This is a genomic window from Paenibacillus sinensis (assembly GCF_019904155.1).
Taxonomy (GTDB): Bacteria; Bacillota; Bacilli; order Paenibacillales; family Paenibacillaceae; genus Paenibacillus_AQ; species Paenibacillus_AQ sinensis.
This window is the reverse complement of sequence record NZ_JAHCMB010000116.1, coordinates 1-24,947: the sequence shown is the minus strand read 5'-3', so window position 1 is coordinate 24,947 and position 24,947 is coordinate 1. Positions and strand designations below refer to the sequence as shown.

Annotated in this window: 15 protein-coding genes and 1 tRNA gene; 8 read left to right on the top strand and 8 right to left on the bottom strand. The window is 53.1% G+C overall.

What is annotated here, in order from left to right:
* Window positions 1–28: 28 nt before the first annotated feature.
* Both KIH86_RS11365 and KIH86_RS11360 read left to right on the top strand, forming a co-directional pair.
* Window positions 29–3,208, top strand: coding sequence for an S-layer homology domain-containing protein (locus tag KIH86_RS11365; protein ID WP_223088519.1), 3,180 nt, complete (start codon window positions 29–31; stop codon window positions 3,206–3,208).
* A 195-nt stretch (window positions 3,209–3,403) separates the two neighbouring features.
* Window positions 3,404–3,488: transfer RNA gene (locus tag KIH86_RS11360), tRNA-Leu, on the top strand.
* A gap of 269 nt (window positions 3,489–3,757) precedes the next feature.
* Here the strand turns inward: KIH86_RS11360 and KIH86_RS11355 are convergent.
* The 4 genes from KIH86_RS11355 to KIH86_RS11340 form a co-directional block, all read right to left on the bottom strand.
* Window positions 3,758–4,147: a hypothetical protein gene (locus tag KIH86_RS11355; protein ID WP_223088518.1), complete on the bottom strand. Its 390-nt coding sequence runs from the start codon at window positions 4,145–4,147 to the stop codon at window positions 3,758–3,760.
* A 112-nt stretch (window positions 4,148–4,259) separates the two neighbouring features.
* On the bottom strand, window positions 4,260–5,783 hold the full coding sequence (locus KIH86_RS11350; protein WP_223110481.1) for a M56 family metallopeptidase: 1,524 nt from the start codon (window positions 5,781–5,783) through the stop codon (window positions 4,260–4,262).
* 30 nt (window positions 5,784–5,813) lie between these two features.
* Window positions 5,814–6,209: a BlaI/MecI/CopY family transcriptional regulator gene (locus KIH86_RS11345; protein ID WP_223088516.1), complete on the bottom strand. Its 396-nt coding sequence runs from the start codon at window positions 6,207–6,209 to the stop codon at window positions 5,814–5,816.
* Window positions 6,210–6,364: 155 nt separating this feature from the next.
* Complete coding sequence (locus KIH86_RS11340) at window positions 6,365–7,246, bottom strand: LysR family transcriptional regulator (RefSeq protein WP_223088590.1); 882 nt, start codon at window positions 7,244–7,246, stop codon at window positions 6,365–6,367.
* 141 nt (window positions 7,247–7,387) lie between these two features.
* Between KIH86_RS11340 and zwf the strand changes: the two genes are divergently transcribed.
* Window positions 7,388–8,893: a glucose-6-phosphate dehydrogenase gene (gene zwf, locus KIH86_RS11335; RefSeq protein ID WP_223088515.1), complete on the top strand. Its 1,506-nt coding sequence runs from the start codon at window positions 7,388–7,390 to the stop codon at window positions 8,891–8,893.
* A gap of 100 nt (window positions 8,894–8,993) precedes the next feature.
* Entirely contained in the window at window positions 8,994–9,872 is an 879-nt protein-coding gene (locus KIH86_RS11330; RefSeq protein ID WP_223088514.1) for a divergent polysaccharide deacetylase family protein, read from the top strand.
* Here KIH86_RS11330 and KIH86_RS11325 read toward each other — a convergent pair.
* Entirely contained in the window at window positions 9,859–10,584 is a 726-nt protein-coding gene (locus KIH86_RS11325; RefSeq protein WP_223088513.1) for an N-acetylmuramoyl-L-alanine amidase, read from the bottom strand. The two genes, KIH86_RS11330 and KIH86_RS11325, sit on opposite strands and share 14 nt — an antisense overlap.
* Before the next feature lie 174 nt (window positions 10,585–10,758).
* Here KIH86_RS11325 and KIH86_RS11320 point away from each other — a divergent pair, with 174 nt between their 5' ends.
* Window positions 10,759–10,959, top strand: a complete 201-nt coding sequence (locus KIH86_RS11320; RefSeq protein ID WP_223088512.1) for a YqzE family protein — start codon at window positions 10,759–10,761, stop codon at window positions 10,957–10,959.
* A gap of 96 nt (window positions 10,960–11,055) precedes the next feature.
* On the opposite strand, the gene KIH86_RS11315 is transcribed toward KIH86_RS11320, so the two are convergent.
* The 3 genes from KIH86_RS11315 to KIH86_RS11300 all read right to left on the bottom strand — a co-directional run bounded on the left by KIH86_RS11315 (window position 11,056) and on the right by KIH86_RS11300 (window position 15,489).
* Window positions 11,056–12,198 (bottom strand): hypothetical protein, encoded by a 1,143-nt coding sequence (locus KIH86_RS11315; protein WP_223088511.1) that lies wholly within the window; start codon window positions 12,196–12,198, stop codon window positions 11,056–11,058.
* A gap of 142 nt (window positions 12,199–12,340) precedes the next feature.
* Window positions 12,341–13,744, bottom strand: coding sequence for a YqhG family protein (locus KIH86_RS30110; protein WP_407672267.1), 1,404 nt, complete (start codon window positions 13,742–13,744; stop codon window positions 12,341–12,343).
* Window positions 13,741–15,489, bottom strand: coding sequence for a DEAD/DEAH box helicase (locus KIH86_RS11300; RefSeq protein WP_223088510.1), 1,749 nt, complete (start codon window positions 15,487–15,489; stop codon window positions 13,741–13,743). The genes KIH86_RS30110 and KIH86_RS11300 overlap by 4 nt, the downstream gene beginning before the upstream one ends.
* A 331-nt stretch (window positions 15,490–15,820) precedes the next feature.
* On the opposite strand from KIH86_RS11300, the gene KIH86_RS11295 reads away from it, so the two are divergent.
* The 3 genes from KIH86_RS11295 (at window position 15,821) to KIH86_RS11285 (ending at window position 24,805) form a co-directional block, all read left to right on the top strand.
* The gene (locus tag KIH86_RS11295; RefSeq protein ID WP_235775369.1) at window positions 15,821–18,499 is read left to right on the top strand and encodes an adenosylcobalamin-dependent ribonucleoside-diphosphate reductase; all 2,679 of its coding nucleotides are present in this window, start codon (window positions 15,821–15,823) and stop codon (window positions 18,497–18,499) included.
* 436 nt (window positions 18,500–18,935) lie between these two features.
* Window positions 18,936–19,940, top strand: a complete 1,005-nt coding sequence (locus KIH86_RS11290; RefSeq protein ID WP_223088509.1) for a LacI family DNA-binding transcriptional regulator — start codon at window positions 18,936–18,938, stop codon at window positions 19,938–19,940.
* Window positions 19,941–20,266: 326 nt separating this feature from the next.
* Window positions 20,267–24,805 (top strand): GH32 C-terminal domain-containing protein, encoded by a 4,539-nt coding sequence (locus tag KIH86_RS11285; protein ID WP_235775379.1) that lies wholly within the window; start codon window positions 20,267–20,269, stop codon window positions 24,803–24,805.
* Window positions 24,806–24,947: the final 142 nt, after the last annotated feature.

Here is a 24,947-nt window from a genome sequence, read left to right as displayed (position 1 = left end):
TTTTACCTTGTTTCTGGGATTAATATCCATGTTTCAAACCAGCGATGTTCAAGCGGCAAGCCTGTACAAATGGAGCAAAGTCTCGACAACAGGATTGGAGAGCGTGGCGTTCGGCAATGGGACATATGTAGGCGTAACATCGGCAGGGAACCTGGCCGTCTCTGACGACCTTCTGTCATGGCAAAATATCGACGTGTCCGCTTTATCTCTTCGCTCATTTGCTTTCGTTACCTTTGTCAATGGCAAGTTCTTCGCCGGAACGAACCGGGGAGATTCAGTGCCTGAGACAAGCCCGAAAGCATTTGTGCTGATGTCGGATGACGGCAGACAATGGACGGCGGGTACGGGCGCCAACACTTATTCCACCTATGCTTTTTCGACGGTTGCTTATGGGAACGGTAATTATTGGCTGGCTTCCTCCAACGGAGGCGGATTTCTCAAGTCCCCGGATGGCGTATTCTGGACAAACGCCGGAATTTCGGGTCTCGGCAGAATCAATGATGTGCAATATTTAAATGGTAGCTTTATCGGACTTACAACAGCTGATTATGTCACCAGCAACATTGTAACATCAGCTGATGGAGCCTCCTGGACGACAAATACTTCGGGCATTGGAAGCAATCTCAACCGCTTGTACTCGGATGGCAGTCTGGTTCTGGCAGGCGGAAGTCAGGGGAAAATTTACAAGAGCCCGCAGGGATCGGATATTCCAACTATTGAAGCGTCTATAAGCGGAGATTTGATGAATGGCACCGGCTATGCCGCCAACTTCGTTTCTTTCGCGTTCGGAGCAGGACAATATATGGCCGTATCCTCCAATAATGGCGTTGTGGCTTTCTCCAACAACGGTATGCAGTGGAGTACGACATCACTTTCTTCCGCTTCGTTGAGAGCTGCATTTTTCAAAGACAATACATTCTTTATCTGCTCCCGGGACGGCGTGTACAAACGAGTGCCCGCATCGCGGCCACTGATCGTTACTGGAGCAGCAACGGACATCACCTCCGATTCGGCCGTGATCGAAGCTGAAGTAACTTCCGTCGGCAGTGATCCGGTTACGGAGCGCGGCGTTGTGTACGGAACCGTTCCGGAACCGACAACCAGCGACGCGAAGGCTGTGGCCGGACTGTCTGCCGAAGCGGGAACGTTCAGCGCTGCCCTTAACGGGCTTGACGGAAACACCGTTTATTATGCCAGAGCTTATGCCGTTAATGAGGTCGGGGTCGCTTACGGCGCCGAGATTTCGTTCACGACTCTTGAGCCAAACCGGATTCCGACCGCTGGCAGTTTGAGCTTTAGCGTTACTTCCGGAACGTACTTTGCAGGCGAACTTCCAGGAAGTGACCTCGATGGAGATACTCTGACCTATACGATTACCTCGCAAGGGACTCAGGGGACAGTCAGACAGGCGCAGGCTGGAAGCGGTGCTTTTACCTATACGCCTGAGCTAGGCGCAATTGGCAGCGACAGCTTCACTTATACGGTTACCGATGGCAAGTCTGCACCGGTAGCGGGAACGGTGCTGGTGACCATTCTGCCTTCAGGTGCAGCGGGATTGACGTCGCTTCAGCTGCAATCGGTCGCCCTTGCTCCCGATTTTGATCCGGATATTCTCTCCTACACGGCAACTGTAGCCAACAGCGTGTACAGCACGACTGTTACTGCTTCGGTGTACGGCAGCGGGGCGAAATTGCTGGTTAACGGCCTTCCTTATAATGGAGAGACTATCGCGCTTGAGGTAGGCGCCAATGTTATTACGGTTTCGGCGCTTGCCCAGGACGGTGTGACGGAGAAACAATACCAAGTCGAGATCGAACGTCAGGAGGAAGCTTTGCCTCCGACTCCGACGCCGGAAGCGAGTCCATCGCCGGAAGCAAGCCCTACGCCGTCTCCGACCTCCGAGCCGACGGTAGCTCCGAATCCTTCTGCTCCGTCCACAGCCGCAGGCATTAAGGTTGTCATCGACGGCGTTGCTCAGGAATTGTCCGCAACGGTACGTATGAACGAGCAGAACGGCAGAACGCAGGCCATGATCGAAGTTGATAATGATAAGGTCATTAGAGGGCTGACAGAGAACAAGCAGAACGTCTTGATCGGGTATACGAATCCGGCGGATTCCGTAGTTGTCGAGCTTAATGGACAATTGGTCAAGGTGCTGGAATCTAAACAATCCTTCTTGCAAATTGTAACGGATAAAGGGGTATACAATCTGCCTGCTAATCTGTTAAAAATCGATGATATCTCTTCAAGCCTCGGCCATCCGCAGCAGTTATCCGACATCAAGCTCAGCATCGAGCTGGGCAGTGCAAAACCGGCTGATGTCCAGGCACTTGAGGCATCTGCGAGCAAGCAGGACTACACAATTATGGGGCCGACGCTGGAGTTTAACATCAAGGCAGTCTATAACGGCAATAGCGTGAACATCAACCGGTTCAGCGCTTATGTAGAACGTTCCATTATCCTGCCTCAAGGTATGGATGGCTCCCAAATCACTACGGCTGTCGTCCTCAACAGCGACGGAACGGTGTCCCATATTCCGACCAAGGTAACGGTTGTGAACGGACGTTACACGGCGTCGATCAACAGCTTGACGAACAGTACGTACGCTCTTGTATGGAAACCGGCTACCGCATTTCTGGATACAGAACGGCGCTGGAGTCGGCAGGATATCGCAGAGATGGATTCCCGTTACATTCTGGAAGGTACGGGGAACAACCGGTTTGAACCGCAGCGTGGTATTACGCGTGCCGAGTACGCGGCCGCTGTAGTCCGGGCATTCGGCCTGCGGACGGAAGGACTCTCTTCCGTAAACGGGCAGACAGCTTCCTTCACGGATGTGTCCGGAGCTGCCTGGTACGCTGAACCAGTATCGGTTGCCGCCGGTTATGGCCTCATCAACGGCTATAAGAACGGCGGTTTCCAGCCGAACAGCCCGATCAGCCGCGGCGAGGCCTCCGTCGTGCTTGCCCGTGCGCTGAAGCTGGCCAATCTTGAATCTGCCGGCGGAGCAGATGCAGTGCAGGCAGAGCTGTCCAAGTTCAAGGACGGTGCAGCCGTTCCAGCCTTTGCTCGTGAATCCGCAGCATTGGGTATAGAACTTAATCTTCTTCAAGGGGAAGGCGGTTATCTGAACCTGAAAGCCGGTGTCACTCGTGAAGAGACGGCCGCACTGCTCAACCGCGCGTTGAAGGCGGCGGGATTGATCTAGGTGATGCACCGGAGTTGAAGCTGAATCAACCGGGATCGCAATAAGGCATTTGAAAAGGCAGCTATGCGGAGGATTGATTTCGCATAGCTGCCTTTTTTTAGCTATTCAAGCAGCGGCACTAAAAATGAGTTGACTCTGAATTCCCTGCATGGTATGATCTATCTTGTGGCCGCGAAATGAAGCGGTTCGAAATATGCGGTCGTGGCGGAATTGGCAGACGCGCACGGTTCAGGTCCGTGTGGGCTAACCCCCCGTGGAGGTTCGAGTCCTCTCGACCGCATCAACTTATAAATAAGGCTCGTAGTTGCTAAGGCAATTGCGGGCCTTATTTGTGTTGAATGCGGATGTTGAGCAGCTGTTGATGATCTGAAACCGAAGGCCCGATCATTCAGCCTTCGCACATCCGGCCATCAGGCACACCAAGATGATGTCCGTCAGCCACAAGGGGCAAGGGTGAAGTGAATTCCCAATTCGTCCGGAAACCAACAAAAGCGAATCAAGTCGAGCAGATGCTCTGCATGATTCGCTCCTGTTCTTATTCTCTTCGATCTACCGCTTGAGGTCGATTCGGGAAGTACCCGGTTGCAGATAGCCGAGTGTTGAAGTGTTTCGATATCCGTAATAGGGCTGCATATAGGCGCTGCTTCCAGCACCCAGCAGCAGGGCCAGAAGAGCCATGGTGCTGCCATTTAAGCTATCCGATTGGCTTGCAAGCTGGGGCATATAAGAGGAATAACCCGTGAACGGAAGCATACTGGACAAACTGGAGGACGAGTCCTGACTTTGAATACCGAAAGGCGAAATCATCCCCGACAGCAGGGGGGCTAAATACTGGCTGAAGGAGGGCTGGTTTTCATTCGTCCGATTAACTGCGCCGGTAGAGATAGGGAAGTGCTTGCAGGTACAGGAGGAATTGTCTACAGAATTACTTTGGATCATACTCTTCATCTTCCTTTCTGAATAGAAAATAGAGACTTGAATAACAGACTATAAGTATAGTCTATTTTGGTATGAAAGACGCTTCACTCCACACATGCGGGTTAAGCGTCAGTCAATACAGCTTGATGTGGTCCAGCAGCTTCAGGCTGGGCAGGTCGGTCATGATTCCCTTGCCGATGCCGAAGCCCCAGTACTTGATCGGAGCGTAAGGATACTGCAGCATCAGGAGAACTTGCCCGTCCTGAATATTTCGTTCCTGAACAGCAGCCCGGATAGGCCGGGTATTCACTTGTATAGACCAAGGATGCTTGTCCGTTTCAGCCAACAGACGCATTCGATTCCAGGTATGGCGGAAGAGGGAAGCTTTATACTCTGCCTTATAGATCAAGCGGACCGTAGAAGAGTCCGTACCAAGCCCTGCTGCCTGCTCCGCCATACTATTCAGCACGGCTTCATCCCGCGGACTTGCGCCGTTCTCCAGCCAATACCCATATATCATGGGGGTTTGAGCGTTGCGGAGGACGGCATACATGTTATTGGCAGGAAGCAGGATAGACGCCAGCAGAAGTGCGAGCGCGAGCCCGGCTGCATACCGCAACAGCAGCTTGCGCTTACCACCGTCTGAATGACGGATATGTAGGGCAATATGCTTAATACGCTGCCTGAGCTGAGACGATCTGGACAGCCAGTAGACTCCCGGACTATGTGGAGCAGGACCAAGATTCAGCTCCCCTTGATGCACAAGAAGCATCCCGTAGCGGAGTCCTTCCTCCCGATCCAGCAGCTTCAGCGCCTGCCCATCACAGCGTATTTCCAGATCGTCTCCGTACCGTCTCAATGCCAGTCGGAGCAGAGGATTAAACCAATGAACCAACTGCAAGAAGTGGGCCAGACGGAATAGAAGAATATCCATCTGCTTATGGTGCATTAGCTCATGCAGGAAGATCAGACGCAGTTCCTCTCGCCGGTAAGCTTTATTGCTGTCATAGGGAAGCAAAATAACCGGCCGGAGCCATCCATGCAGTGCAGGGTAGGGCAGAGCTGACCGCATGAGCCGGATCGGTCTGCGGATACCTGCCTCCTGGCGGCAAGCGTCCAGAAGCTGTCTCAGATCCTCGCTGTCGTAGGGGAGGGCGTTGCGGATCAGCCGCCTGACGCCCCGGCTTCGCCATCGGCTCCAGCCCGCCGCTATTAGCGCACCGGCAATCCAGATTACCGCTAAAGCTGTTTCCACTTCCGTCATTCCGGTGTGGGCACGAAGAGAGCGAACCAATTCCTGCTTAGCGGCTGGCAGAGACACCAGGGTTTCTTTGCCATTTTGATACATGCGCATGTCCTTGTAGGCGGGCGTTTCCGCTTGCTGGGGGGCCATCCGTTCACTAATGTCGCTCCAGCTATTGCCTGCGGCAGTCAGCAGGTTGCCCACACCATACTTTTCTCCATATAGATACGGGTCTGTCCAATTCTCAATACTGGCAGCACTGGGCAGATTGAATGGAAGGAGAAGCTTCACAAGAAGCAGCGCCCACAGCCAACACATGACACGGGGGCTCAAGAGCCGGCGCCCGAAGCGTCGGAGGAACAGCACGATGGAAGCGATGACGGTACCCGCAAGACTTAGCTCTAATCCTTTCAAGAAAAGCATGGGTAACAGCATGTCCATGGATCAATCCTCTTGGGAGCTGGCTTCAAGCATCTCTCTAAGTTTCGCCGCCTCGTCCTTGGATAAGCCGCCGCTATCCTTCAGAAACCCGGCCAACAGGGAGGTTCGGTCCCCGCCGTAATACATTTGAAGAAATTGCTCCCGCTCTTGCTGGAGGTATTGCTGCTCCTCCACAAGCGGAACATAATAATAAATCCGGCTGTCGCGTTCATCCACGGTATAGCCTGCAAAGCCTTTAGCCACCAAATTCCGAAGAAGGGTCTTCACCGTTCGAAAATGCCAGGTGGATTGCTTCGTCACACGCTCAACGATGACGCTGGCCGGGCAGCGCCCTTCCTCCCACAATACCTTCATCACAACAAGCTCGGAAGGGCTAATATTTTTTTCTTTTCGCTTCAATGGCACTCCCTCCTTGCGGTTTAGGAACCTCTTTCTAATATCGGTATTCCAAAAGATTATTGTTATAGTCTTTTATTAGAATACACTGGAACCGGAGCGGCTGTCGACTGGCTGCCGTTCTTTTTTCTGCATGTACCCTTTGAGTCTGTCGCCCGCTATTCGCTCATAATCTCAAGAAATTTGCCCGCCGGACTTGATAAAGGCACATTCCGTATCGTCATAATGCCGGCCTTGGAAGCCGGAAGATCCACATTGAGGCTTACTTCGAACAGGGAACCGTCCTGCAGCTCATTTGTGACAAACTCTTTGGTAATGTAGGAGATCCCGAGTCCTCTCCGGGCAAATTCAATCAGAAGATCCACGCTGCCGACTTCGATATCCGGCGTAAGCTGATAACCCTGCTGCTCGACAAGCTCCGTGATCGCCGTCCGTGCCCGGCTGTTGCGGGAGAACAAAATAATCGGGTACCGCAGCAGCTGATCCAGCGTCAGAACCTGTCCTTTCAGCTTGGCGTATTTGTCGCCCGCGACGAAGCAATCCTTCAGCCCATAACTCTCCATCACGGTCAGCTGCGGGTCCAGAATAGGGGTGCGGACGACGCCCAGATCAATCTTGCCCTCTTTGAGAAACTGGATGACCTCCGGCGTTGTGCCATGGTTGAGATGCAGACTTACGTCCGGGTACTCCCGGTGATAACGCTCCAGATACGGAAGCAGGAAATGCTTGAAGAGGGAGTCGCTGCCGCCGATCCGAAGCTCTCCGCTCTCCAGATTTTTCAGTTCGGCCATTTTCTTCTCAGCCAGTGAGATCAGTATTTGCGATTGTTCAATATAGGAAAAGAGCTGGGCGCCTTCCTGGGTAAGGACGACGCCTTTGGAGTTGCGCTGAAACAAGGTCATGCCGAAGCTGTCCTCCAGCTGCTTAATGGAATGGCTGACGCTTGGCTGGGTAAGAAACAGGATTTTGGCCGCCTGGGTCAAGCTTCCCGTTTTGGCTGCCCAATAGAAGACTTTATACAGCTCATTGTTATTGGTCATAGACACGGTTTATGGCACCTCTTTGTTTTATCAATTACGTATATAGCCAACAAACGTATTATAGTGTTATTACAAAAAGTAAGCCAGCTTTTTAGAAAACAAAATTTAAAGAAACGAGCCGGCTTTGAAAGGGTGAGAGGAATGGAGCCAACGACATTGATCTTATTCGGCGCCACAGGAGATTTGGCGAAGCGAAAAATATATCCCGCTTTATATAACTTGTTCATGGACCGCCTGCTTCCCCGTGATTTTTCTGTAATCGGGCTTGGAAGAAGAGAGTGGAGTGACGAAATCTTTAGAGAGAACATCGAGCAGTCGATCGGCCGCTTCTCCAGACGGGGGAGCCATAACCCTCAAATGCTGAAGGAGTTCCAGAGTTTGTTCCGGTACAGCGTGCTGGATATCGGACAGACTGAGGATTATCATAAGCTGCTGGGCGAAATAGAAGAATGGGAGCAAGGGCTGGGACGTCCGGCCAATCGCCTGTTCTACCTTTCGGTAGGACCGGAGTTCTTCGGACCGATAGCCGAGAATATTCAAGCGGGCGGGCTTGGAATTACACAGGGCTGGAAACGTCTGGTGATCGAGAAGCCCTTCGGGAGCGATCTGCAGACGGCACGGGAGCTTAACCGGAAGCTGAGCGCCTCTTTTTCGGAAGCTGAGATCTTTATTATCGACCATTACCTGGGCAAGCCAATGCTTCAGGAATTTCAGGCTCTGCGGCAGAGCAATCCGATGATCAAGGCGTTGTGGAAAAACCAGCTTATCGCCAATGTACAGATTACGGCAGGCGAAACCGTCGGAGTGGAAGAACGCGCGGGCTATTACGACCATGTCGGCGCTTTAAGAGATATGTTCCAGAACCACATGCTGCAGCTGATGATGATGACAGCCATCCAGCTTCCGGCATCCGGCTCCCATGAGGAGATTCGGCTGAAGAAGAAACAGGTGATGGAGGACCTCGTTCCAGTCATTCAGGAGAATATGGAACTGGATATTGTGCGGGGGCAGTACACGGCAGGAAGCATCGATGGTGTGGAGGTTCCGGGCTACAAGGGCGAGAACGGGATTTCTCCGGATTCAACGACCGAGACGTTTGTAGCGGCCAGATTGAAGATCGACAATGATCTATGGCGGGGAATACCTTTTTATATCCGGACGGGAAAAAGATTGAAAGAGAAAGGCACAAGGATCGTCATTGAGTTCAAAGAGCCAGTTGCAGGTTCGGTTTCCTTGGGCAGCGGCCCCAGCTCCAACCTGCTGATTCTGGAAATGAATCCGGATGAGCGGATTTCCCTACAACTGAATGTCATCGACAATCCTCTTGCCGGACCGAAACCGGTCCAGATTGATCTATCTCCAAGCGGGAGGGAACTTCCGGAGGCCTACGAGAATCTGATTCTGGGCGCGCTGCAGGGAGACTCCAGCTATTACGCGCATTTTGAAGAGGTGGAGAAGGCGTGGCGGTGGGTAGAGCCGGTTCTTCAGGCATTTGCACAAAATGCGACGAAGCTGCATCTGTACGAAGCGGGAACTTTTGGACCTGAAGCTGCTAATGAATTGCTTGCCAGGGATGGCTACAGCTGGTGGCTGGATTCCGAAGAAGAACCATCTCATCAGTTGGAGAACGCCGGGCTGGTCCAATAAAATGGCCTGACAATTGTTGACTTCCCATGTTCCACATAAAAAACTCCCTCCCATCAAACAATGTAATCATTGAGCGATGCTGGCAGGGAGGATGAAGAAAATGATAAAAAAACGCTGGCAAGCGAACAGGAATACTGCTGCAAGCTTTAAACGGGTACTTGTCTTGCTCCTGATTTTGAGTTTTGCGCTGACCGGTCTGCCGGGTCCGGCTGCGGCTTATTCCGCGAATGAACCCCGCAGCGCTGCTCCTGCCAAGGATCAGAAGTCTGCCGGAAAGCCCCAGATTGCCATTATTATAGATGATTTCGGCAACGGGATGCGCGGAACAGAGGAGATGCTGGCCCTGCCGGTGAAGTTCACGGTCGCGGTCATGCCGTTTCTGCGCACCTCCAAAGCCGATGCGATTGCAGCCCACAAAAGGGGGCTTGACGTGCTTGTCCATCTTCCGATGGAGCCCCGTCACGGCAAAGCTAGCTGGCTGGGGCCGGGTGCGGTGCTCACGAGCTTGAGCGACGACGAAATCCGCCGGCGTGTTGAGGCGGCTGTGGATGAGGTGCCTTACGCCGCCGGAATCAACAATCATATGGGCTCTAAAGTTACGGGAGATGAACGGGTGATGCGGATTGTGCTCTCCGTGTGCAAGGAGAGAGGGCTGTTCTTCGTGGACAGCCGGACCAATTACCGTTCCGTCGCCGGGAGCACGGCCCACCAGATGGGTCTGCCCAAGGTTGAGAACGATCTGTTCCTGGATGATACCCATACGGCCTCGCATGTCGCGAAGCAGCTCAAGCTGGCCGGGCAGCGAGCCGGGGAACAGCATTACTGCATAACCATAGGCCATGTCGGGATTCAGGGCAAGGAAACCGCCGCAGGCATCCGCAGCGGTATACAGGAGCTGAAGGGCAGCGTGCAGTTCGTCGGAATTACCGACATGGTCCGGGAGAAGTACCGCTGGAAGCCCGGGCCTACACTTCCATAAGATAAGCGGCGATCCCCTCAGCGATCGCTTCTGCAATCTTCTCCTGGCCTTTTGAAGTGGTCAGCCTGGACCGGTCTGCCGGACTGCTGATAAATCCCGCCTCCACGATTACCGTGGGGGCGGTTATTTTGTTCAGCAGGTAGAACGGCTTGCCGGGCCGGACCTCCGTCTTCGTACCGTACAGATCGTTCAGCCGGTCCTGAATGGTGTTCGCCAGCATGTAGCTGCGCCCCTCCTGGCGGTACAGAACGACAGGGCCATGCTTGGTGGGCGATGAGGCCCAGTTGATATGCACGCTGACGACGATGGCCGCGGAGAGCATCTCGGCCAACTCTTTGCGCTGGGCGAGATCCTTGAGATGGCGCGATCTGCTCCGCAGCCACATGTTCTCATCGCTCGGCGCATAATCGCCGAACCGGTTAAGCGCGACATCGAAGCCGTCCGAGCGCAGCTCCAGGAACAGCTTGCGGGAGATCGCAAGCGTGAGATCCTTCTCGAGAATGTCGCCATGCGATGTGCCTCCATCGATGCCACCGTGTCCGGCGTCGATCAGTACCAGGCGGTGGCCATGTCCGAGAAGGGTGTGGCGGCGTTCCGGCTCCGCCTGTGCAGGAGCGGCGGAGCACGGAGCGCCGCTTCCGCACAGCAGCGCTCCGGCAAGCAGCGCCGCAAGCCGTCTTGTTCTTTTCATACCGCTCGTGCCCGTTCTCATTTGACGTCCATCCTCTCTTTAAGCGCAGCCGCAGGAGCTGTTCGTCCGCACCCGCCGGTGCGCGCTTTTGAAGGATAGAATGCCCAGAGCTGCCCGTATTATCCGCAGAGGGTTTAAAAGCTCTTCAAATGACGCACAATAATCTCATAAGAACAAGAAAGTGAGGTGGGTGTGTTGGCCTCTGACGGAGAAGAACTGGTCAAATACATTACGGAAAAAGTGGTCGGTTATATGGAGATCCCCCGGGAGGACCGCCGCAGCGGTCGCAGCGGCAGACAGCCCTGGAGCCAGCGATGGTTCGGCATGGTTCCGCTGGGATTCTCAATCTGGAGAAGCGGCAGACGGCATAGAGGCGACCGTGATCACAGAGAGTAGGGGACCGAGTAAGCGAATGATTAGTTGCAAATCGAATCAGTTGAGCTCTCCCGCTTCGGGGCAGAGCTCTTTGTGCTGCCGGTTTGTGCTGCTGGTTCAATCCGGCCGGCTATTGTAAAGCTGGACGGTACCGCCGCTGCGCAGGGCGTCCAGCGGAAGGAAGCGGCTTCCTCCGGCCGCTGCGTAGAGGCTTCCGGCGCTCCCGCTGTCCGGAGGACTCCACTGCTGATATCCGGTAATCAGCAGCGGACCTCCGGACAGCTCATTGGCCCCGCCGGACTGGCGGTACACCAGTCCCCGGCCTGATTGAAGCAGGGCGGGAAAGTCCCGGGCTTCCGGCACGGCGGCGCGGGGGGAGGTCAGCCAGCCCAGGTTGGCGTAAGGATTGTCTTCATTGTTAACAATAACGGCTGGGCTCGGGGCATAGTTATCTTTCCGGAGGTTCCGGTCTTGGAGCCCGAATGAGCCCTTCCCGGCAGCCGCGTTGGCAGCCTCTTGAGCTTGCACCTTGTTCCAGGGAAGGATCTCGGGATGCAATGCGTTCACATACAGCGTACTTCCGTCAATCGTTACCTTCCAGTAAGGCAGCAGCGGGAGATAGAATGCAACGGCGTTGAAGGATGCTCCAGATAATCCGGATAAGGAAATGATGCCTTTCTGCGCCAGAAATTGGCGCAGCTCTGTAAGGGAATAAGGGATACCGTCTTCGGCTGTTCCATACTCGCTTAGAACATAGCCGCCGCCTCCGGAAGAGGTGATGATCATATAGCCGATCTCTTTGTCGCCGTCCTTCAGATGCACAAGCCAGCCATGCGTACCCGGACCGAGCGATTCAATCTCCTGCTTCGCGTTCTTCCAGGCTTTGAACGGCTCGCTCTCCGCCAGCTTGTCCGCTGCCTGGCGAGCGAAAGCCAGAACGGAAGCGGTCATGTCGTTCGTGTCCTCTTCACCCCTCTTGGGCAGGGGAGACTGTTCCGAGCCGGCGGCCCCGGCGTTCTGCGCATTCCCGGCGGCTATGAGGCTGCTGTTCTGGGATGCGGGCGCGGCTTTCCCGGGCCGGGAGTCGGCGGAGACCTGCATGCTGTGCGGCACAAGCGGGAAGGAAGCTGCAGTCAGCAGTCCGATTATCAATAGAAGGGATGCTGTCCGGAGAGCGGCTGAGTTTTTGAATTTGGCCTTGTTGTTCTCAGTAACCGGACGGCGTTTCTGGGACACCGCCGATCGTTGATCCTTGTTCATTTCGGTTCACCTGTCTTTCGGCGCTTCATTTCGCCTTAATTGTAGCGGACAAGCCCTGAAAAGACTGTTGCATGCTGTCGCGCCGGTCCGAAGGAGTTTTGGCTCCATTTAGCGACTGGGGTCGCTTTGTAGCGGTCAGAGGTCAGACCTTCGGACGGCTTCGAAGATGGAACAAGCCATAGACAACCGGCGACACGGCAATGTGGGGCTCATACTGCCAGCTTGTCTCCTGTCTGCGGCTTTGATACTGCTCCTCGACGGGTCCGCGCTGCTCCTCCTCCGTCTCCCGGATCAGCTCCTGGTAATAGGCGTCAATGATTTGAAGCTCAGACTCCAGACGCTTTCTGGCCTCTTCGGCCCAACCGTAATCCTGAACCGCCAGCCCCTCGGTGATATGCCGTTCAAGCAGCCTGGCCCCCTCGTCAAGCGTAAGCTCGGAAGGCTGAACATGAACATTCTCCGGAACGCGCGGAGTCATCGTGATCTCATCCAGTGTGTGCTCGAAGCGCTCACGGATTTCACCAGTCAGCAGCGAGACGCCGACGAAATGAAGCTCTTCCCGCTTCAGGTCGCAGCTCAGCTCGACTTTGAAGCATACGGCGAGCCAGGGCTCGTAGGCTGCCGGGAAGATCGTGCGGCGCTGTATGGCGCCCGGATCTTCGAAGAGATAGAGGCAGCGGCCTTCGCTCCGGGCCGCGGCCCAGATCTGCCGGAGGCGCTTGCTGCCGAAGACGACATCCTCCCGGCGGATGAGGCCGGGACCGAGCCGGGGCAGGAGGGGGGCGACTCCGAAGTAGCGGGACAGAATGCCCTCCTGCGGTGTTCCTTCCGGCGTGTTCCCGCTTAGGGATACGCCGGGAGCGGGTAGCTCCGCCCGCTGCGCGGCGGAGACACCGGGCGCAGCGCCTGGCTGAGGCGCGGAGGCGCCTGCGCGATCTGCGCCGGGCGGGGAGCCGGCGCCGCCCGGTCCCGGCGCGGACGGCCCTCCCGGGGCCGGGTAACCGGCTCCCGGGCTGCGCCCGCCCGCAGTCTGAGGCCCGGTCGCCGGGCCTCCCGCGCCACCTGTGCCGGGCAGCGCTCCCGCGTCGCTCGGGCCTCCCGCGCCACCTGTGCCGGGCAGCGCTCCCGCGTCGCTCGGGCCTCCCGCGCCACCTGTGCCGGGCAGCGCTCCCGCGCCGCTCGGGCCTCCTAAGCCCCCCGCGCTGCCCGCACCGCCCTGCCCCCCTACGCCGCTCGGGCCTCCTAAGCTGCCCGGTATCCCTGCGCTGCCCGGTATCCCCGCGCCGCCCTGCCCCCCCGCGCCGCGCGGCTCTGGAACGGCATCGTACGTCTCCGGATCGAAGACGAACGTAAAAGACAGCGTTTGCGACTCCGCCCCGGTGCGATCGACAAAGCCCCAATAATAGGGCCGGTCGGTCAGCATCCGGTCCGCGCGGGGCGACAGCTTGACCGTGACATGGGCCGGCGATTTTTCGATAATCTGGCAATCGGTTGCCATTAAATATTCCATGACCTGATTCTGAACCTGCTTCGATGTTAACGTCATGTTGCCGCCCCGCTTTCATCCTGAATGCCGTCCTTCAGATCGGCCAAGGTCTGGCCGATGCTGCCGACCCTGCGTCGCACCTCGTCGTCGCTGCCGGATTCGAGCATGATTTTGTACAGGCTCTTCTCCAGCGATTCCTTCTTCTCGAACCGTTCGAGAATCGTGTCGAGTCCGCCGATGACGCTCTCGAACAGATTGATTTTCTCATGCAGCAGATGCAGAATATGTTCTTCAATCGTTCCCGATGTCGACAGATTGTGAATATGGACGTCGTTCTGCTGGCCGAGCCGGTGGACCCGGCCGATCCGCTGCTCTACCCGCATCGGGTTCCAGGGAAGATCGAAATTGACCATATGGTGGCAGAACTGCAGGTTGATGCCTTCGCCTCCGGCTTCGGTGGCGATCATGACCTGGGCGCGGCCCCGGAACAGGTCCATCATCCAGTCCTTTTTACCCCTGTTCATCCCGCCCGAGTAGGGAACGGCCTGAAGGCCGTGGCTGCGGAAATATCCGAGCAGATACTCCTGAGTCGCCCGATACTCGGTGAAGACGATAACCTTCTCCTGCATATCCTTGACCAGCTCAATCGTCTTCTCCGCTTTCGTATTCGCTTTCACGGACCGGATCTGTTGAAGCAGCCCGATCATCCGCTCACGGCGCGGGGAGTCCTCCGGCAGTTTTTTGATCAGATTGACCAGGGTGACAAAGACTGCATCCCGGCTGCTGCACACCTCGCGCTGCAGAGTGACGAGCGACAGCATGCTGCTTAAGTTCCCGCCCGACTCCTCATACTGGTCTTTTACAAAAGCCGTGACGCCGTCATATAATGTTTGTTCTTCGGACGAAAGTGTAAGCGAGACATTCCGCACCTTCCGCTTTGTAAAAGATACCGGCCCCTCGCCCCGGCGGTTGCGGATCATGACCTTAGACAGCTCGCCTCGCAGCTGCTCCTCATTCTTAGCCACTCGCTTGTCCACTACAAAATTGGCGGAAAAATCGCCCTGGTTGCCAAGCTGTCCCGGCTTCAGCAGTGTGATGAGGTTGAACAGCTCGCCGAGATCATTCTGCACAGGTGTGGCGGTGAGCAGCAGGCAGTATTTTTTGCGGAGCTGCTGAACGAACTGGTAGTTGGTTGTCTTCTTGTTCTTGAGCTTATGGGCTTCGTCAATGATGAGCATGTCATATTCGTCCAGGGTCAGGCGCTCCTTGTGGGGAGGCCTTTTGGCCGTGTCCATGGACGCGACTACGATATCGTTGTCCCAGGAATAGGCTTTCTTCTGGGCGACGGCCGAAATGCCGAATTTGGTATTCAGCTCGCGCACCCATTGCAGCACCAGGGATGCCGGGACGAGGATCAGCACTCGTCTGACCAGCCCGCGGACCAGGTACTCCTTCAGCACTAGGCCTGCTTCGATGGTCTTGCCAAGACCGACTTCATCCGCCAGAATGGCGCGTCCCGACATCTGGAAGAGCACCCGCCGGGCGGTATCCAGCTGATGGGGAAGCGGCGACAGCGAGGGCAGGTGCTTCATGCACTGGAGCTCTTCGAAGCTCTCAATCAGAGCGGATGCTTCGCCTTCGACGGCAAGACGGGCGAGACGCAGCTCACCCCAAGGTCCGCCTTTTTGCAGACCTGTCTTCAGGTCGTCAAGCCAGCTCCGGTCGAAGTTCAAAGGGACGGGAAGCTGCGGCTCGGGGGCTGATCCGGGAGCCGGGCCGGTTATGATGCGGAGATCTTGCTTCATGCAGGCTGTCTCCTCCCGCTTGGAATATACTTACGGAACGTATCACCAGTATGCGCTAAAGCAGCGGAATTCATAACAATTGCCTTTTTGGCGCGAGTCTCTAAAAAAAGGAGAAACCAAGAGATTTCGCGAGCTAGGAAGGAGATTTCAGGGCTTCGTCCGGTCATTTCGGCTTGGGACACATTCTACAAGATATGGTATAGTTTAAAGGCTATTTCACACAATATATTGTGAAAAAATGAAAAAAGACCGTTTGAAAACCAGCAAAAGCGTTTATTGGCTGGTAATGCGAAATCGGACTAATCATCATAATTTCAGGAGGTTGTTTATATTGAGTACAGTGGAACACAGTCATCGGCTGGAAGGCTTGAGCGAAAAAATCTTTTTGGACCGCTATGCCTGGAAGGACGCGGATACGAATAACGCCAAGGTGGGAGATGTGGTTCTCGTTCTGACGAAGGACGACCCCAAATTCCCGACCAAGGAAGTCGGCGAGATCGTCGAACGCGAGGGACGGACCGTGACGGTGAAGACCCGCCGCGGCGAACTCGTGAAATCCGATGTGGAGAAGCTGACTCTCAATATCGAGAAGACCCCTGAGGAAATGTGGGATCGTCTCGCCGGAGCGATGGCTTCGGTTGAGAAGACGCCGGAGCTGCAGCGTCAATGGCAGGACAAATTCCGCAGCATTCTGGATGACTGGAAGCTGGTTCCGGGCGGACGGATTGCGGCAGGCGCCGGCGCGAGCGACGAGCTTACGCTGTTCAACTGCTATGTCATTCCTTCGCCGAAGGACAGCCGCGGCGGCATCATGGAGACGCTGTCCGAAATGACCGAGATTATGGCACGAGGCGGCGGCGTCGGTATCAATCTGTCGTCCCTCCGTCCCCGCAGAGCGGTTGTTAAGGGCGTGAATGGTTCCTCCAGCGGAGCCGTGTCCTGGGGCGGCCTGTTCAGCTATACGACCGGTCTGATCGAGCAGGGCGGAAGCCGTCGGGGCGCGCTTATGCTCATGATCAACGACTGGCATCCGGACGTGATGGACTTCATCACCGTCAAGCAGACGATGGGCCAGGTGACGAACGCCAATCTGTCGGTATGCGTGAGCAACAGCTTCATGAAGGCCGTCAAGGAAGACCTCGACTGGGAGCTTGTGTTCCCGGATACGACTTATCCCGACTACAATGAAGTGTGGGACGGCGATCTGGACAAGTGGAAAGAGGCCGGCCGCAAGGTGAACCATTATCGCACGGTCAAGGCCCGCGAAATCTGGCATACGATCATCGAATCCGCATGGAAATCGGCGGAGCCGGGCGTCGTCTTCATGGAATACTACAACCAGATGTCCAACAGCTGGTACTTCAACCCGATTATCTGCACGAATCCTTGCGGCGAGCAGGGGCTGCCGGGCTGGGGCGTCTGCAACCTGTCGGCTATCAACCTCTCCAAGTTCTATGACGCGGAGAACCATGATGTCGCCTGGGATGATCTGGGCACGACAACCCGTTATTCGGTGCGTTTCCTGGATAATGTCATCGACAAGACACCGTACCATTTCCCGGAGAATGAGGCTAACCAGAAGAAGGAACGCCGCGTCGGTCTCGGAACGATGGGTCTGGCCGAACTGATGATCAAGCTGAATATCCGCTACGGCAGCCCGGAATCGCTGGAATTCCTGGACAAGCTGTACGGCTTCATGGCCCGTGAGGCGTATTTGGCTTCCGCCGGCATTGCGGCCGAGAAGGGTTCCTTCGAAGCGTTCGATACTGAGAAATATTTGCTGAGCGGCTTCATGAAAAATATCACTGACGTATATCCGGAAGTTGGCGAAGCCATCACGAAGAACGGCATGCGCAACGTTACTGTTATTACCCAGGCTCCGACAGGCAGCACAGGTACCATGGTCGGCACTTCGACCGGTATTGAGCCGTATTTTGCGTTTAAATATTTCCGCCAGAGCCGCCTTGGCTTTGACGAGCAGTTCGTGCCAATCGCCCAGGAATATCTGGAAGCCCATCCGGGCGAAGAGCTGCCGGATTACTTCGTAACCTCGATGGATCTGTCTGCGAAGGATCATATCCGTGTGCAGGCGGCGATTCAGCGTTGGGTAGATAGCTCGATCTCCAAGACGGCCAACTGCCCGAACGACTTCACGATTGAAGAGACAAAAGAGCTGTATGAGCTGGCATTCGATCTCGGCTGCAAAGGCGTGACCATCTACCGCGACGGCAGCCGTGACACGCAGGTTCTGCAGACCGAGAAGAAGGAAGATAAGAAGGACGAATCGCTGAAGGAAACGGCTGAACCGTCTGCCGAGGCTGCGGACGCAGCTGCGCCTCAAGCGGCCACGCCTGCTCCAGCCGCAGCACCGGCTGTGCCTGCCGTACAGCTGTCCGGCAGCGTTGTCGACAAGCAGTACAAGAAACGCCCGCAGGTGCTGCGCGGCGCTACCTATAAGATCAACACGCCGTTTGGCATGGCGTACATCACGATCAACGACCTGGACGGCACGCCGGCCGAAATCTTCCTGAACGTTGGCAAGGCCGGCTCGGACGTGTTCGCCATGGCAGAAGCGCTCGGCCGCGTCTGCTCGCTGTTCCTCCGCTACGGCGACCATGGCGAGAAGGTGGAGCTGCTGATCAAGCATCTCAAGGGCATCGGCGGCTCCGGCGCCATCGGCTTCGGCGCTAACCGCGTCGAGTCCATCGCCGACGCGGTGGCGAAGGCGCTTGAGACCCATGTGCAGAACAATGCACATGAGGAGCATGTGTCCGCTCCGATCGCGGCCACGCTCGCGGTCGAGGATTTCGAGAGCGCGCTAAGCGCCGAGCTTCAGGCCAGCGGTGCTTCGGCAGCAACAGCAGCGGCTGACCATGGCCACGGCGGCCATGCGCATGGCCATTCCTCCAGCGAGTCCCGCGACCTGTGCCCGTCCTGCGGTTCCGCCTCGCTGATCAACATCGAGGGCTGCAAAACATGCAGCAACTGCGGATACAGCCGCTGCGGGTAAGGACGGATAGAGATAGGGCCACGGCTGATAATTAATATTAATGCATGAGTTTGAATATATAATTTAAGTTGAACACAGTAAGCGTATTATTTTTTACGCTGCTGTGTTTTTTTTATTTTATATCTATAAATTTTGATTTGCTCCCATACAAAGGGGGTATTGGTTTTCGAGTTAATTAATATGGGGGTGATGGAATGGACGAAATAAAGGAAAGGTTTTTAAACATTCCTAGGCCTCAAGAGCAAGAAAGTTAATCTGGATATTTGTATCAAAATTGGTTGGTTATACAGGAAATTGGGAGTGAAATCAAATGTATTCACCAGAATATGACGGACTTATCGTTAATAGGAGGCTAGGCNGTTTACTTCAATGATCACACTGGGAACAACAATGAGGTATCGGATGCTTAATGTGAAATGAAACAGGAGTAATTAAGATGACTGAAAAAAAGAATGTTAGTATTAAAGATGTGGCTTTTAGAGCTAATGTATCTACAGCAACTGTTTCGCATGTCATTAACGGTACGCGGTTTGTATCTGAGGAGACGAAACAGAAAGTACTTCTTGCAATGAATGAACTTAATTTTCGAATCAATTCGGTAGCCCGTTCACTACGCAGCCGCAAGTCTTATATTATTGCGTTTCTTGCACCGATTCTTGCTTCAGAAACTTCCAACTTTTATTTTATGTCGGTAGCATCAGGAGTTCAAAGCGTATTGAAGCAAAGAGGCTATCATCTGATCTTGAGTGACTCCAGTGACAAAGTTGAAGTGGAAAACAAAGAAATCGGGATGTTTGATTCGCAAATGATTGACGGACTAATCGTGGCTCCGGCCAGCAAGGATTGTGATTACGAGCGCCTGTTCGGAGATTATCCAGTGGTCTATATTGATAGAGTCCCTGACCATTGTGAACGTGATTCTGTACTTATAGACAACAAAACGGCGACCAAGGAAGCAATACAGAAGATTATGGACAAAGGCCACCGAAGAATTGCTTTTTTATCCGGCCCCCTTTCGGTTACGACAACGATTGAACGATATGAGGGGTATTCTGAAACGCTAATGAGAGCTGGCATTGAAATGGATGACTCGGTGATTTGTTTTGGAGATGTGAGCTTTGAGAGCGGATACAGAAACATGGAGGATTTGCTGAAGAGAGAGCCAACGGCTATTTTTATTACGGATAATGTGATGGCGATGGGTGCGATGGCGTATCTGCAAGACCATTCTATTCCTATACCGGACCAATTGGCCGTTGTGGGTTTCGATGATTTTCGATGGACACGGGTCACTCATCCGCCTTTAACCGTTATTCAACAGCCGTCATTCCAGTTGGGAGTAAAAACAGCTGAAGTGATCTTGCAGAGAATTGAGGACGGAACCTTCGGTAAAGAGGAATATCGCTTAGATGCCAATTTGATAGTCAGACAATCGCTCTGACTATTTTTTTTGTTAATAAAGTAATCGATTGCGTAAACGTTTTTATACTGATGATTTATAATCAGCATCCAATGCATGAGCACAATTTTTCTTGAGAGAAATGTAAGCGCTATTATAAAGGGCGTGGTGTGCTGGAATTCAGTATGAAAGGTGGTGATTCCTACAGCAAATAATATTGAATCTAAACTGTAGAGTGTGATGTAGGGAGACGATTAAAGGTTCTTTGTCAAGTATGAAGGAGACTTATGTGAAAAGTGGGAGGGTATTTTGTGGAAAAAAAAGTAAAATTGATTCGAGCATTGATAATTATGCTTACTGCTTTGTTAATGGTGCCATATGGGATCTATACACCTAAAGTCGAAGCTGCGACTACTAAAATTGCAGAATGGAATTTTAATGAGGGAAGCGGAAATACGACAAAAGAAAACATCAGCAATTCGAATGATTCTATCAACTATGTTTTCAATAATGCAGTTTACAAGCCTTCCAGTGATCCGGTATGGCGTACTGATGGGATTTCCGACAAGGCCCTGCTGTTTGACGGATACTCAAATTGGGTGACACACTCTCCGATCACAACTCCCTCTCAGAGTATGACGATTGAAGCCTGGGTTGCTCCCCGAGCTTATGAATGGGGTGATAACGGCACGCTCTCAGCCATTATCAACCAGCACGATAAATCCGGAAAACAGGGATTTATCCTTGGAATGTTCCGGCATGGAACCTGGTCATTTCAAATCGGCTCGGGTGGGCAATGGTATGAGGTTTGGTCCTATGAACCCATTCCCAGAAATGAATGGTCCCATATTATTGCTACAGTAGATGGAGCGGCTGGCACAATGAAGCTGTTCCTTAACGGACGTCAAGTGGCTAAGAGCAGTATCCCTTCGAATTCCACAATCACACCTTCAGGAAATCAGCTTTTGATCGGAAAAAACAATCAGAGCACCCAACTTGGAGTATTTCCTTTGAACATGTTCAACGGACTTATCGATGAAGTGAAAATATACAACGGAGCATATACAAATGCTGAAGCAGAAAACTCTTATCAGAGCTATATGTCAGCCCTAGGAGGAAACCTGCCGACACCAAACCTCAGTTTCGACCGGAGCGTCTACGATGGTGACCGCTATCGTCCTGTCTATCATGCTATTGCTCCGGGTCACTGGATGAACGAACCCCATGCACCGTTGTATTTTAATGGACAATACCATTTGTTCTATCAGAATAACCAGCATGGACCTTACTGGCATAATATGCAGTGGGGGCATTGGGTCAGCGATGACATGGTGCATTGGCGAGACTTGCAGCCTGCTTTGTCGCCGGAATTGTTCCAGGTAGATCCCGATGGTGATTGGACTGGAAGCGCAGTCATTGACGATACAGGGAATCCTACCCTTTTCTTCACTGCCGGCAATGATTCAAGAGCGTACCTTAACAGCAACCAAAACGTAGGGGTTGCCCGCAGTACGTTTCAAACGGATGGGGATAACGATTTGAAGAAATGGGTAAAAGAGCCCAAACTGGCAGTTGCCCAGCAATACGGGAAATTTGGTGAATTCAGAGACCCGTATGTGTTCAAAGATGGTTCAACCTGGTTTATGCTGGTAGGGACGGGTTACGAGGGTCAGGGTGGATCAGCAGCTGTCTACTCCACAACGGATCCTAATCTGATGAATTGGACCTACCGCGGCCCAATCTATCAGACAAATCCGTCAACTTATCCGGAATTAGGCGGCGTGTGGGAATTGCCGGTTATGATGTCTCTGGGAAGCGGCAAGCATTTGTTAGCAATCAGTCCGGTCGGAAGTGGAGCGAATGTGGAGGTGTACTATTGGATTGGTACTTGGAATGCTTCTACTGCGAAGTTCACACCTGATGATCCCAAACCTCAATTAATGGATTTTGGAGACTTTCATTTTACAGGTCCAAGCGGATTTAAAGATCCGCAAACTGGACGTAATATTATGTTCACCATTGCTCAAGGGGAAAGAAACTCCCAGGAAGAGTCCGACGCAGGATGGGCGCATAACGCAGGGCTTCCAGTAGAACTTTCGCTGCGCCCGGACGGTAAGCTGGGGATCAATCCAATTTCCGAGTTGCAGTCCTTAAGAGGCCAACAACTTGTAAACATTACAACAGATACGAGTTTTGCGTCTGCTAATGCTGCGCTTTCTTCTATTCAAAGCGATACGGTTGAGATCGAAATGGAATTGAGCCGTGGTTCTGCTGACAGTGTGGGGATCAAAGTCCGAAAGTCTCCTAACAGTGAAGAAGAGACATTAATCTATTACAAAAACAGTAATAAAGAGTATGGTGTTGACCGCACGAAAACCATTGCAGGCCAAAACAAAGGCATTCAAAAGGGCACTATAGACATCGGTAGTGACAATGTCAAATTACATGTATACCTGGATAAATCTATGGTGGAAGCTTACTTGAATGGACTTAAATCCATTACCACACGTACTTATTCTACCCGAACAGATGCAAAAGGCCTTCAATTATGGGGAGATGCAAACACCAGCTCGATCGTTGTGAAGTCATTGAAAGTTTGGGCAATGAATTCCGCTTATACCGATGTGCCAGTCAGCGGCGTCAGCCTGACTCCTGCAAGTCTAGAGGTAACGGTAGGCGGCAAAAAAACGCTGAATGCTACAGTCGCACCGGCAAACGCAACGAACAAAAATGTGATATGGAGTTCCAGCAACACGACAGTTGCGTCGGTGGTTAATGGAGCAGTTACTGGGGTATCCGAAGGAACCGCAACTATTACAGCCAAAACAAGAGACGGCGCTAAAATTTCTTCAAGTACAGTTACTGTAATTGCTCCTCCGGCATCTGTGAATATTACGAATCATGGATTTGAAAGCGGTAACTTAAACGGTTGGATTGTAGAGAGCGGAACGGCTTTTTCCAATTCGGGGGTTACAAATACAGCGACGTTCGGGAATAACCAACCGTTTAATCAAGCTGGTGATTACCATTTTTGGGGGAACCTGAGTGGTGGGAATTCGGCAACAGGAGTTTTAAAATCGAAAAGTTTTACACTCGGAGGTAATGGTCAGGTTAGTTTCCTGATCGGCGGCGGTTCCGATATTGATAAATTGTATGTGTCCTTTGTTCGTGCTTCTGACGGCAAAGAGCTCTATCGATCAAGCGGACCGGGAAGCTATTGGAATTGGCCGAGTACCAAAGGAGTTACTGAAGGGTATACGAGGAGATACTGGGATGCTACCCAATATATAGGCACATCCATGTATATCAGAATTGTCGATGAGCGAACGGATGATTGGGGCCACATCAATGTTGATGATTTTAACGTTCCAGTCCAAGGTGGAGATGGTGATCTGGAATCTCCGACAGCTCCAACGAATCTGGCAGCGACCGGGACAACCACGAATTCCGTATCTCTGGGTTGGACCGCTTCCACAGATAATGTGGGAGTAACCGGTTATATGATTTACCGGAATGGAGTTCAAGTAGGTACGAGTACGACAGTCGCCTTTACAGACAGCGGGCTGACAGCAAGTACGTCCTATGCCTATACTGTCAAAGCGAAGGATGATGTGGGAAATACCTCGGCAGCAAGCAACAGTGTCACAGCAACTACCCAAGCTGCACAGGAGACTGGCGGTTTGACAAACCACGACTTCGAGAGCGGAAACTTAAGTGGTTGGACGATTGTAAGTGGTAATGCGTTCAGTGATGCGGATGTTGTGGCGGATACGGACTGGGGATGGGGAGGGCCCTTTAATCAAAGCGGTGCGTATCATCTCTGGGGATTTAAGGATGGAGGAGATTCTCAGGTAGGTGTCCTGAAATCTGAGACATTTACCCTTGGCGGCAACGGATCCATTGATTTTCTGATCGGCGGAGGGAATGATATCAATAACTTATATGTTGCTTTGGTTCGGGCTTCGGATGGCGCAGAGTTGATGAAAGCGACAGGCAGCAGCAATGAAGCCTATAACCGGATTACTTGGAATGCCGCTTCTTATGTAGGAACTGCTTGCTATATTAAGATTGTCGACAGTGCTACTGGCGGTTTCGGCCATATTAATGTGGACGATGTAAACGTGCCAGTCACAGTTCAATCCGGTCCCAATGATACAGAAGCTCCAACAGCTCCAACGAATCTGGCAGCGACCGGGACAACCACGAATTCAGTATCTCTAGGTTGGACGGTTTCTACAGATAATGTGGGAGTAACCGGATATACGATTTATCGGAATGGAGTTCAAGTAGGTACGAGTACGACAGCGGCTTTTACAGACAGCGGACTGACACCAAGTACATCCTATGCCTATACTGTCAAAGCAAAGGACGATGAGGGAAACACCTCGGCAGCAAGCAACAGTGTCACAGCAACTACCCAAGCTGCACAGGAGACTGGCGGTTTGACAAACCACGACTTCGAGAGCGGAAATCTGAGCGGATGGACTATCGTAAGTGGTAATGCATTCAGTGATGCGGATGTTGTGGCGGATACGGACTGGGGATGGGGAGGCCCCTTTAATCAAAGTGGTGCGTATCATCTCTGGGGATTTAAGGACGGAGGAGATTCTCAGGTAGGTGTACTGAAATCTGCGGCATTTACCCTTGGTGGCGATGGATCCATTGATTTTCTGATCGGCGGGGGGAACGATATCAATAATTTATACGTTGCATTGGTTCGGGCCTCGGATGGCGCTGAGTTGATGAAAGCGACAGGCAGCAGCAATGAAGCCTATAACCGGATTACTTGGAATGCCGCTTCTTATGTAGGAACTGCTTGCTATATTAAGATTGTCGACAATGCTACTGGCGGTTTCGGTCATATTAATGTGGACGATGTAAACGTGCCGGCGTTAGTTCCTATGTAACTATACAGCTACTAGAGACTTTATGAATAAAACGGACAGGGAGCTATTCCCTGCCCGTTTTTCAGTGTACGCCCAGCATGGGCGTTATCTTTAGGGTGAAAGTCCCGAACGGGGGCTGGCGAGCGCCTACCGTTAGCCAAGG